At 58.9% G+C, this 11,997-nt stretch carries 9 protein-coding genes; 1 reads left to right on the top strand and 8 read right to left on the bottom strand.

All coding sequences use genetic code 11. The annotated features are described in order from the left end of the window. Positions 1-120: 120 nt before the first annotated feature. Entirely contained in the window at positions 121-696 is a 576-nt protein-coding gene (locus ACT8X9_RS01290) for a hypothetical protein (RefSeq protein ID WP_444267859.1), read from the top strand. Positions 697-799: 103 nt separating this feature from the next. Here ACT8X9_RS01290 and ACT8X9_RS01285 read toward each other — a convergent pair whose 3' ends face one another. From ACT8X9_RS01285 to rny, 8 genes are all read right to left on the bottom strand, one after another. After that, positions 800-1,756 (bottom strand): calcium/sodium antiporter, encoded by a 957-nt coding sequence (locus ACT8X9_RS01285; RefSeq protein WP_444267858.1) that lies wholly within the window; start codon positions 1,754-1,756, stop codon positions 800-802. Positions 1,757-1,957: 201 nt separating this feature from the next. Continuing rightward, positions 1,958-2,890 (bottom strand): ABC transporter ATP-binding protein, encoded by a 933-nt coding sequence (locus ACT8X9_RS01280; RefSeq protein WP_412588930.1) that lies wholly within the window; start codon positions 2,888-2,890, stop codon positions 1,958-1,960. Further along, positions 2,891-3,988: an ABC transporter ATP-binding protein gene (locus ACT8X9_RS01275; RefSeq protein WP_227620720.1), complete on the bottom strand. Its 1,098-nt coding sequence runs from the start codon at positions 3,986-3,988 to the stop codon at positions 2,891-2,893. 13 nt (positions 3,989-4,001) lie between these two features. Beyond that, positions 4,002-5,105, bottom strand: coding sequence for an ABC transporter permease (locus tag ACT8X9_RS01270; protein WP_227620719.1), 1,104 nt, complete (start codon positions 5,103-5,105; stop codon positions 4,002-4,004). Between the two features lies 1 nt (position 5,106). After that, positions 5,107-6,042, bottom strand: coding sequence for an ABC transporter permease (locus ACT8X9_RS01265; protein ID WP_412588928.1), 936 nt, complete (start codon positions 6,040-6,042; stop codon positions 5,107-5,109). Positions 6,043-6,171: 129 nt separating this feature from the next. Further along, positions 6,172-7,875 (bottom strand): peptide ABC transporter substrate-binding protein, encoded by a 1,704-nt coding sequence (locus tag ACT8X9_RS01260; RefSeq protein WP_444267857.1) that lies wholly within the window; start codon positions 7,873-7,875, stop codon positions 6,172-6,174. 497 nt (positions 7,876-8,372) lie between these two features. Continuing rightward, positions 8,373-9,704 carry a dicarboxylate/amino acid:cation symporter gene (locus ACT8X9_RS01255; RefSeq protein ID WP_444267856.1) on the bottom strand — a complete coding sequence of 444 codons (1,332 nt, stop codon included), beginning with the start codon at positions 9,702-9,704 and terminating at the stop codon, positions 8,373-8,375. A 546-nt stretch (positions 9,705-10,250) separates the two neighbouring features. Next, positions 10,251-11,822 (bottom strand): ribonuclease Y, encoded by a 1,572-nt coding sequence (gene rny, locus ACT8X9_RS01250; protein WP_249234016.1) that lies wholly within the window; start codon positions 11,820-11,822, stop codon positions 10,251-10,253. Between the last annotated feature and the right edge of the window lie 175 nt (positions 11,823-11,997).

The raw sequence follows: 11,997 nt of genomic DNA, 5'->3' as shown, positions 1-11,997 counted from the left end.
AACTTTTTAATGCAACAGCAACAGCGTTGAATTGCATATCGCAAATATGCTGTTTAAATGTCGCACTAATTTCTTGACTTGCGATAAACAGGCAGACTGCGCAGACGGGAGGGTTCTGCCATGACACGATGCACAAACCGCCGCACTGCCATCCTTACACTCATTCTGGGCCTTACACTCCTGCTTTGCGGCTGTCAGGTCGGCGGCGGGGTGTTCGTCCTGCCGGACATTTCCACAAAAGACAGCACGCAGGGCAAAACTCAGCTTCTCGCCGCCCTGAATAAACATTATTACACCCACTTTGACAACAGCGATTCCAGCCACTTTATCTATGGCAATGACTCCGCCGCCGAGGCTGTCCTTGCCTATCTTCAAAAAGTCTGCGCCGACGACGCCAGCAAGGTGGCCTCGCTCCTTTCCGACAGTACGGGTGATACCAGCCCGGTGCATTGCGCCGACGGCTTGCTGGCCAGCTATCCTTCCCTGTCCGCAAGGCCGTGCAAGGTCAGCTACGCCGCGCTGGACTCCGACTTATCGGATGATGCCCTTCTCTCATCCGCTGCCCAGACGCTGCTCAAAAATCGGAAATTCCTCGTCCTGCCTGATATTTCTTCCAATATCGATTGCTGTCAGGTCAGTTTTGCCGTCGGCACCATCGGCGGACAGACCTTCGTGATCGCCGTCTTTACTTCCTGATAAAAACAAAAAGCCAGCCGCAATTTTCCGTCCTGCGGCTGGCTTCATCTTTTACCTGCTCAAGCGGGCATTTTCTCCGGTTGTTATAAAATGTCATCGCGCCTCACAGCGTGAACTGCACCGCGCAGAACGCGGCATAGATGCAGAGCAGCGCCACGCCCTGCACGCGGGAGAGTCTGCCGCGCACCAGCGCCGGGATGGTCAGCAGGATCATCACCAGCAGCATCACGGGCAGTTCGAGCACGAGGCTCGAGTTGATGCCGAACAGAGTCGCGCTCTGTGGAATATCAAACGGTGCCAGCGCCACCGACACGCCGCTGACCAGCACGAGATTGAAGACGTTCGCGCCCACGACGTTGCCCAGCGAGAGATCGCTGTGGCCCTTCATCAGCGAGGTGATGGCCGTGACCAGCTCGGGCAGCGAAGTGCCCAGCGCCACGAAGGTGAGCGCGATGACGGATTCGGGCACGCCCAGCGCCTGTGCAATGATGGTGCCGTTGTCCACCAGCAGGTTCGCACCCAGCGCGATGAGGGTCGCGCCCACCACCAGCCGCAGAACGATCCGCCCAAGGCTCATCAGCTCTTCTTCGTGCTCCGGCTCTGCCGGGGCACTTTTCATCTGCCAGACATTCGCCACCATATAGGCCGCGAACATTGCCAGCATCAGCAGACCCAAAGGCCGGGTGAAGCGACCCATCCCGTAAGCGGCGAAGCAGTAGACGGCCGCCGCCGCAAAGAAAAAGGCCACTGGCACCCGCAGGGTCTTGGGGTCCACCTTGGCGGGCCGCACGGCCACCGTGATGGCCGCGATGAGGGCCGCATTGCAGATGACCGAGCCGATGGCGTTGCCGTAGGCGATCTCGCCATGGCCGGACACGGCTGAGATGGTGGACACCATCACCTCAGGCAGGGTGGTGCCGATGGACACCACCGTTGCGCCGATAAGCAGCTCCGGCAGGTGGAACCGGCGGGCCAGCGCCGATGCGCCGTCCACGAACCAGTCGCCGCCCTTGATGAGGCAGAGCAGACCCAGAACGAACAGAATGCCGGGGATTATCATAGTACTCCTCCAAAACCGGGCGCAGCGTGCGCCGTATCCCATAACGCATATTCATCGGCCCGCACTTTCCGGGCCGTATTTTTATATGATACCAGATTTACCCCCGGAATACAACGTCCCACCACAAAACATTTTGCAGCGCTATTATATATAAGGTAGCCGGAGCGCAAAAAAGCTCCCCCGGAGGGGAGCTGAACGGTCTTATTTGCACCATTTGGCAAATTCTTCATCCGTACACTTGACGTAATGGCTGCCCTCCACATGGTGGCTGGTGCCCTTGGAATAGTCGATGCCGGAGGTGGCGTAGTCGTAGGTCTCGGCCACCCGGCGCTTCTCCACCACCGGGTTCGGCAGCGGGATGGCCGACAACAGGCTGCGGGTATAGGGGTGGATGGGATTTGCAAAGATCTCCTCCGTTGTGCCCGTTTCCAGCAGGTGGCCCAGATGGAGCACGCCGATGCGGTCGGAGATGTACTTAACCATCGACAGGTCGTGGGCGATGAACAGATAGGCCGTGCCCGTCTCCTGCTGGATGTCCTTCATCAGGTTGACGACCTGCGCCTGAATCGACACGTCCAGCGCCGAGATGCACTCGTCGGCGATGATGAGCTTCGGGTTCATGATGAGGGCGCGGGCAATGCCGACGCGCTGACGCTGGCCGCCGGAGAACTGGTGGGGGTAGCGCTCGGCGTGTTCCGGTGCAAGGCCCACCTTCGCCAGAATCTTCTCCACCTTCTCGCGGCGCTCGGCCTGCGTCTTGTACATATGGTGGATGTCCAGACCCTCGCCGATGATGTCCTCCACCTTCTTGCGGGGGTTCAGGGATGCCATCGGGTCCTGGAAGATCATCTGCATCTGGGTGCGCAGGGTGTTGTTCTGGGCGTGGCTCAGATGGCCGCTGATGTCCTGCCCGTCGAATGTGATCCTGCCTGCGGTGGGGTCATACAGCCGGATGATGCTCCGGCCGATGGTGGATTTGCCCGAGCCGGACTCGCCCACCAAACCATAGGTCTCGCCGGGATAGATCTCAAAGCTGACATCGTCCACGGCCTTGACCGTGAAGTTTTTGTTCACCTTGAAATACTGCTTCAGCCCCTCGACCTTCAGCAGAGGGGTAGCGCTTTGTGCTGCCATTTACTCCGCCTCCTCGATCTTTTTTGCTTCTGCGCGCATCCGGGCCACACGTTCCTTCAGCTCCGGTGGCATCTCCACCTTGGGGGCACGGGGGTCCAGCAGCCAAGTCGCTGCAAAGTGGGTGTCGCTGATCTTGAACATGGGCGGGTCGATCTCGTCGTCGATCTTCAGCGCGTACTTGTTGCGGGGTGCAAAGGCGTCGCCGGCCTTTTCGTGCAGCAGGTTCGGCGGTGAACCGGGGATGGTGTAGAGCCGCTCGTCAGCCGTGTCAAGGTCGGGCATGGCCGACAGCAGGCCCCATGTGTAGGGGTGGCGGGGGTCGTAGAAGATCTCATCAATGGTGCCGGTCTCGACGATCTTGCCCGCATACATGACATCGACATAGTCGGCCACCTTTGCCACGACGCCGAGGTCGTGGGTGATGTAGATGACCGAGATGCCGCGCTCCTTCTGGATGCTGCGGATAAGCTCCAAAATCTTCGCCTGAATGGTCACATCCAGTGCGGTGGTCGGCTCGTCGCAGATGAGCAGGTCGGGGTCGCAGGACAGCGCGATGGCAATGACCACGCGCTGCCGCATACCGCCGGACAGCTGGTGGGGGTAGCTCTTCATCCGCTTTTCGGCGTCGGTGATGCCCACCTCTTCCAGCAGCTCGAGGGCCTTCTTATAGGCCTCGGCCTTGGGCATCTTGAAGTGCCAGAGCATCCCCTCCATGATCTGCTTGCCGATGGTCATGGTGGGGTCAAGGCTGGTCATGGGGTCCTGAAAGACCATGGCGATCCGCTTGCCGTTGATGTGGCGGCGGATCCACTTCTTGTCCTTCTGCAGCAGATCGACCGTCTCCGGGCTGCCGTCGGCGTGGTGGTAGCTGAACTGGATGCTGCCGCTGTTCACCTTGGCGTTCTGGGCGAGGATGCCCATAGCCGCCTTCATGGTGACGGACTTGCCGGAGCCGGACTCGCCCACCAGCGCCACCGTCTCGCCCTTGTAGAGGTCGATGTTCACGCCCCGGATGGCATGGACGGGGCCGGCGGTGGTCTTAAAGGTAATATCAAGGTCTCGCACCGACAAGACCTGTTCTCTTTTTGCATCAGGCATGCTGTGCGCCTCCTTACATACTCTTCATCTTGGGGTCAAGTGCCTCGCGCAGGCCGTCGGCCAGCAGGTTGAAGCTGAGCATCAGCAGGCTCATGACCACGATGGGTGGGATGATCTGATAGGGGTGGGTGGTGAAGCTGTTGTACAGCTCACTGATGAGGGAACCCAGCGAGCACTGGGGCACCGGGATGCCCAGACCCACAAAGGAGAGGAAGGCCTCAGTAAAGATGGCCGTCGGGATGCTGAACATGACCTGCGTGATGATGGGTCCGATGATGTTGGGCAGCACTTCCTTGAAGATGATGAAGAAGCTGCCTGCGCCCAGCGTGCGGGAGGCCAGAACGAACTCCTGATCCTTCAGCTTGAGCATCTCAGCGCGGGCGATCCGGCTCATGCCCACCCACTCGGTGAGCATCAGGGCAAAGATGATGGTCACCATGCCGGGCTGCAGCACCAGAAGCAGCAGCGTGACGATGACCAGACGGGGGATGCCGTTGGCGATCTCGAGGAAGCGCTGCATCAGCATATCCACCTTGCCGCCGAAATAGCCCGAAACAAGGCCGTAGCTCATGCCGATGACCATGTCAATGACCGCAGCGGCCACGGCGATGATGAGGGAGACGCGGGCACCTTCCCAAGTACGGGTCCAGATGTCGCGGCCGTACAAATCGCTTCCGAACCAGTAGTAGACGTCATCCTTGCCTTTTTCGACATAGTTGTTGACGATCTTCGTGCCGGTGGTGGTGCTCATCTTCTCGCTGCCGTCCAGAATGCCGAACTGCTCGATGCCGGGCACGCGGGGCGCGAAGTTTTTCTGGCTCAGATCCTGGCCGGAGTAGGTGTAGTCATTCATGCCCGGGCCAAAGATGGCCAGCAGCAGGATGATGAAGATCATGATCAGGCCCAGCACAGCGCTCTTCTTGCGGAAGAAGCGGATGCGGACATCTTTCCAGAAGCTCTGGGCCGCAAAGTTGGTATCCACCGCGATCTCGGCGGCGTTATCTTTCCGGGCAAACTCTTCGGCGGTGAAGCTGTGCTCCGGGTATAGCTCCTGCACGGCCTGCGTGATGGCTGCGGCGGTGCTTTCGCCGCCCAGTCGGATCGCTTTTTCTGCCATATCAGTCGTCCCCCTTTGCCAGACGGATGCGCGGGTCGATGATGCCGTACAGCAAATCAACGACCAGCATGATGCCAATGTACATGGCGCTGTAGATGAAGCTCAGACCAATGACCACGTTGTAATCGTTGGACTGGATGGCCGTCACCAACAGGCTGCCCACGCCGGGGATGGCAAAGATCTTCTCGACCACCAGCGAGCCGGTCATCAGGTCCACAATGAGGGGCGCCAGCACGGTGATGATGGGGATGAGGGCGTTGCGCAGGGCGTGGCGGAAGATGAGCGCCGGGCCAGAGATGCCCTTGCTCTCGGCCAGCAGCATATAGTCGGAGTCCAGCACCTCGATCATCTCGCTTCGGGTAAAGCGAGCGATGGAGGCCATCGTGAACATGGACAACGACACGCTGGGCAGAACGCTGGAACCAAAGATGTCCTTGGCTGAGAACAGCATCGGGAACCAGCGGAGCCGGAAGCCGAAGGTGTAGCTCAGGGCCAGTGCGAAGACGTAGGACGGCACCGACACGCCGATGACCGAGATGATGGTGGCGATGGTGTCAAAGATGGTGTCCCTCTTGAGGGCGGCGATGATGCCCAGTACGAGGCCCACCAGAGCGCCCAGCGTGACCGCCATGCCGCCGATCTGGATGGAGATGGGCAGACGGGACTGGATGAGCTGGGAGATGGGCGTGTTCTTCGAAATGTTGTAGCTCACGCCGAAGTCGCCCCGAAGCATATTGCCCACATAGCGGAAGAACTGGACATAGATCGGCTGGTCAAGGCCGTATTTTGCGTAGAGCGCAGCTCTCATATCGGCTGTCAGCTTTTCGTCGTTGAACGGCGAGCCGGGCATCAGCTGCATCAGGATGAACAGCACCAGCAGGATGGCCAGCAGCGTAAACAGCGAGGTGAGGACACGCTTGAGCGTATATTTTTTCACGTCAGGTGAACCTCCTTTTGTGGCCGCAGCGGCGGTCAGTCGTGCGCCCGCTGCGGACAGGTACAATGCCAAAAAGGCGCACAGTGGCTTTTGCGGGCCACTGTGCGGCCTTGGTTCAGCGATTCTTATTTAAGCGTTCTTCACAGTGCGCTTGTACACGCGGTTCAGTGCCACAGGGTGGAACTCTACGCCGGTAACAGCAGAAGAGACCATCTCGGCGTTGCACTGGCCGTACAGCGGGAAGATGACGGCCTGCTCCAGAACGATGGCTTCTGCATCGTACAGAGCGGCCCAGCGGCCCTCGGGGTCGGTGCAGAGGTCGCCGGTGGTGCACTCCTCAATGATGGAGTCATACTCGGCGTCGCTCCACAGACCGTAGTTGTTGGAGTTGCCAGTGACCCACATACCCAGATAGGTCATGGGGTCGGCGTAGTCGGGACCCCAGCGGGTCAGGCCCAGCTGGAAGTTGCCGTCCTGCATATCCTGCACGCGCTGCTTCTTCGGCTCGACGGTCAGGTTCACCGTCAGGCCGGGCAGAGTGGTCTCCAGCTGCTCCTTGACGACCTGTGCCACCTTCTGAGGTGCATCGTCGGCGTCAACGACCATATCGAAGGAGAAGCTGTCCTTGCCCAGCTCGCTCTTTGCAGTCTCGTAGTACTCAGCAGCCTTGGCTGCATCGAATGCGCAGTAATCCGCATACTTGGTCTGGTCAGCGCTGAAGTCGCTGCCGTCCGGGCCGGTTGCGAACTGAGGAGGAACGGCGGTGTAGCAGGGGGCGGAGCCATCCTTCAGGACGTCGCCGGTGATGGCGTCGCGGTCCAGAGCGAAGGTGAGAGCCTTGCGCAGATTCTCGTTTGCCAGCTCAGGCACACTGTTGATGTTGGGGCTGATGTACCACAGATAGCCAGCACCCACACTGATGAACTCGGGATCGTCCTTGACCTGATCGACCTGCTCACCATTCAGCAGGGTAATGTCCAGAGTACCGGTCTGATAGCTCATCAGAGCCTGCTGGCTGTCCTTGATGACCTGATAGGACAGGCCATCCAGCGCGATGCTGTCGGCATCGTAATAGTCGGTGTTCTTGACCATCTCGAATGCGGTCGCAGCGGGCTGATAGTCGGTCAGGATGAAAGCACCGTTGGACAGCACCGTGTCGGGGCTGGTACCGAAGGTGTCCGCGCAGGTGTTGAAGAAGGCCTCGTTGACCGGGTAGAAGGTGGGGAAGTACATCAGGCTCAGGAAGTAGCTGACCGGGACGTTCAGCTGGACTTTGAGGGTCTTGTCATCCACAGCGGTCACGCCCAGATCGGTGACGGGCTTTTCTCCTGCAATGATCTCGGCAGCGTTGACCACCTGACCGATGTCAGACAGCATATAGGAATACTCGGAAGCGTTGGCAGGGTCAACCGCCCGCTGCCAGCCGAACACAAAGTCGGCTGCGGTGACGGCGTCGCCGTTGGACCACTTGGCATCGCGCAGGTGGAAGGTATAGGTCTTGCCGTCCTCGCTGATGTCGTAGCTCTCGGCAATGGCCGGGACCGCTGCGCCGTCGGTATCCATCTGCATCAGACCGTCGGTGTAGTCTGCGATGACCTCAAAAGAGGTGCCGTCGGTGGCGATCTGCGGGTCCAGAGACTGGACTTCGGTCTCCAGCATAATGTTCATGGTGCCGCCTGCGGCAGTGCCAGCTGCGCTGGAAGCACCGGTGGAGGCAGCCGTGGAAGCTGCCGTAGAGCTGGAGCCGCCGCAGGCCGTCAGGGCCAGAGCTGCTGCGGACACGCCTGCTGCTGCCAGAAAGCTGCGGCGCGAAATACGACGATCGAATCTCATAATATCTTTTCCCCTCTCTAACACCGCTTTAATCCATTAAAGCGACTGTTTCAAAAAAATGCACAAGGTGTTCCGCTCCCCCTCTGGAGCCTTTCGCACACCCTTGTGCCTTGGCCGCATTATACCGCGTCTTCCGCCGAAAGAAAAGGTTTTTTTCCAAATTTACATCTCCCAAAGGACGATTTCTGTGGTTTGACCAACAATATACCGAAATTTCGATTTGAATTTTGTATAGTTTTCCTCTTGAACTGTACTCACTCAGAGCACAGTTCAGATGAAACGAGTGTCATCTGTCCTCCTATCATGCACACTACGGTCGTTCCTCTTTCTTTTGTAAAGAAAACCGCCCGCCGCACTTTTTGGTGCGGCGGGCGGCCCAGACTTTATTTTATCGCAATTTTCAAAAATAGTGCCTATCAAAACGGCCGCTTTGCGATATGCAGTTTGCGGATGTTGCTTGTGCATTAAAAACGCAAACTGCTATATTTGGAAAATGCTCAGACTGCCTCAGCGGCAGGCACTTCGGCCTCGCCATTGTACACAGCCTCATCCAGCTGACCTTCGGTGGCGGCCACAAGAGTGGTAGCGGCAGCCGCGCCGACGACGTTGGTGGCGGTACGCGCCATATCAACGATGCTGGAAATGGGGGAAAGCAGGATGATGGCTTCCACCGGCAGACCGGCGGCGGCAAAGAGGGCCGTGGCGGTGATGGTGGCCGTGCCGGGCACGCCGACGGTGCCGATGGAGACGACCACAGCCAGCACGACAAGGAAAGCGTACTGCACCGGGGTGTATTCAATGCCCAGCAGATGGATGGTGAAGACCGCCAGCAGGGTGGGCCAGATGCCGGCGCAGCCCGGCATACCGAGGTTTGCGCCCAGACTTGCGCCAAAGGCGGCGACACCCTCATTGACGCCCAGCTTCTTGGTCAGCTGGTTGACGGTGACAGGGATGGTGCCCACGCTGCTCTGAGAGGTAAAGGCCACGGTAGCTGCGGGCCAGATGCCCTTGAAGAAGCGGACCGGGTCCAGCTTGCCGACCAGCTTGACGAGTGCGCCTTCCACCACGAAGAGCTGGATCGCGCAGAGGATATAGGCCAGCACCAGAACACTCAGCAGCGGGATGAGGTCAGCCGGAGAAGAGCGGCTGACGGCGCGGGCGATGAGGGACAGGACGGCATAGGGGGTAAAGGAGATGACGTAGCTGACCACACGGCCCATCACAAGGTCGCCGGCGTCGATGAACTTCTTGAAGGGGGCGACCTCCTCGGGCTTCTTGACCACCAGCTTGTTGTAGCTGATGGCCACCAGAATGGAAAAGACCACGATGGGCACCACCTCGCCGTTGGCCCAGTGCGAAGCGAGGTTCTGGGGAAAGAGGCTGATGACGGTGTCCACGAAGGTGGGCACTTCCTTGGCGGTGTAGTCGGTGGCCAGCTCATATTGGACGCCGTGGCCGATGTTGGTGGCCACCCCGGCGACCAGAGTGATGAGGCTGGCGAAGAAGGTGTTCAGGACGAGGAAGAAAACGGTCTTGAGGCCGATGTTTTTCAGACGAACGGAGTTGCCCAGATTGGTGATGCTGGAAATGATGCTGAAGATCAGCAGCGGGATGACCACTGCCGAGACGACGTGGGCATAGACCGTGCCCACAGCGGCCACATAGACGTGATGCCCCTTGAACGCGAGGCCCACGATGAGTCCGAGGCCCACCGCCAGAATGGTGCGCACGCCGAAGTCAACGTGCTTTTTCTTGTGCAGATAATACAGCAGGGCAAAAAATACAGCAGTCAGGGCCAGTGCGGCCAGATCCAAAATTTCTACAGACATAAAACGGATGCTCCTTTATTTTCTGAGTGTGATGTCGTTTTTGTCTGTCAACACATTCGCTCTCTCATGATGTTCCTCCCATTTGGCACAAACCTACTTTGTATGTATGTTTGTTCGGTTGCTGTGGAGTATACTACATCCCGTTCCGGTTGTCAAGCAAATTATGAAAAAACTTTGAATTTCACGATAAAGCGGCGTTCTTCCTTTGCAGCTCTTTCCTCTGCCCGCTTGACTTTTTCGCTCTGGCTGCATATAATAGAGGCGCAAATGAGAATGACAGTCGCCATTCATATCACCAAATAAGCAACAAGAAACCCCTGCGGTACTGTGAATACCGAAGGGGTTTCCTGCTGCCTAGGGGTTAGTGCTTGCCAGCCTTGAACGGTTCGTCAAGCCGCTTGCAGATGCAAGCGACAGCGAAGCAGACGCTGGGTGCCGCAACCCGGGTTCTATTATGAGTAGTGCCGTAACAAACAACAAACCCTGCCGATATACAAAAAGAGCCGCCGTGCACACGCACAGCGGCTCTTGTAGTTTTTCGTTCTTTTACTTTGCGTACTCGACAGCACGGCTCTCGCGGATGACATTGACCTTGATCTGGCCGGGATAATCCAGCGTATCTTCGATCTTCTTTGCGATAGAGCGGGCCAGCAGGATGACCTGATCGTCGCTGATGACGTCGGGCTTGACCATGATGCGGACCTCGCGGCCGGCCTGCACGGCAAACGCCTGCTCGACGCCCTCGAAGCTGGAGGAGATCTCCTCCAGATTCTCCAGACGCTTCACATAGCTCTCGACGTTCTCGCGGCGGGCACCCGGGCGGGCGGCGCTGATGGCGTCACAGGCCTGAATGATGAAGGCCAGCGGCGTCTTCGGCTCCACATCGCCATGGTGGGCCTCGATGGCATGGATGACCTGGGTGTTTTCCTTGTACTTGCGGCAGATGTCCACGCCGATCTGGACGTGGCTGCCCTCGATCTCGTGGTCGAGCGCCTTGCCAATGTCATGCAGCAGACCGGCACGGCGGGCCAGCGTGACATTCACGCCCATCTCGCCTGCCAGCAGACCGGCCAGCCATGCCACCTCCATGCTGTGAGTCAGCGCATTCTGACCAAAGCTGGTGCGGTACTTCAGGCGGCCAATGAGCTTGATGAGGTCGGGGTGCAGGCCATGGATGCCCAGCTCCATGACAGCGCGCTCGCCCTCCCGCTTCATCTGCAGCTCGAGGTCGTGGCGGCACTTTTCCACCGTCTCCTCGATGCGGGCAGGATGGATGCGGCCATCGCCGATGAGGCGTTCCAGCGTCATGCGGGCCACCTCACGGCGGGTCTGGTCGAAGGAGGACAGGGTAATGGCCTCCGGGGTATCGTCGATGATGAGGTCAACGCCGGTGGCGGTCTCAAGGGCGCGGATGTTGCGGCCCTCGCGGCCGATGATGCGGCCCTTCATCTCGTCGCTGGGCAGCGGGACGACGCTGACGGTCGTTTCGCTGCAGTGGTCAGCAGCGCAGCGGCTGATGGCCTGACCGATGAGGTTGCGGGCGATGCCGTCGCAGTTCTCCTTCAGGTCGGTCTCGTAGGCAGCGACGCGGATGGCCTTCTCGTGGGTCAGCTCCTCGTCCACCTTGTGCAGCAGCACCTCGCGGGCGTCCTCCTGACTCAGGCCGGCCAGCGTCTCCAGACGCTCCATCTCCTTGGCGCGCAGGGCATCGACCTCCGCCAGATGGGCGTCAGCCTCCTCGTGCTTCTTTTTCAGCTCGTCCTCGCGCTTTTCCAGTGCCTCGGTCTTGCGGTCGAGGGCCGTTTCCTTCTGGTCGATGCGGTTCTCCTGACGGCTGATCTCTGCGCGGCGCTGCTTGATCTCCTTGTCGGCCTCTGCCTTCTGGGCATCCACCTCGGCCTTCAGACGGAAGGCCTCATCCTTTGCTTCCAAAATTGCTTCCTTGCGCTTCTGGTCAGCAGCCTTGATCGCTTCGTTCACCAGCCGGGTAGCCTCGGCCTCGGCGCTGCCAATCTGGGCCTCAGCGGTCTTCTTACGGTTGTTGTAACCAATAAAATAGCCCGCAGCTGCGGCAGCGACAGCAACGATCAATGCCGCGATCACTCCGATTACGGTCATTGTTCTTCACTCTCCTTAACAGTCAAATTTTGCTTTAACAGGCAGGAGACGCTGTGCGGCCGAACGCGGGCCAGCAAAAATCAAATTTTCAACGAAAAAGAGGCAGACAAGAACAGACGCAGAGAAAGATCTTCCTGTGCGGTGAGTCTGGTGCAGCTTTTCGATTTACAAGATG

Source organism: Faecalibacterium sp., assembly GCF_052358865.1.
Lineage (GTDB): Bacteria > Bacillota > Clostridia > Oscillospirales > Ruminococcaceae > Faecalibacterium > Faecalibacterium butyricigenerans.
This window is presented reverse-complemented; position numbering and strand designations above follow the sequence as displayed.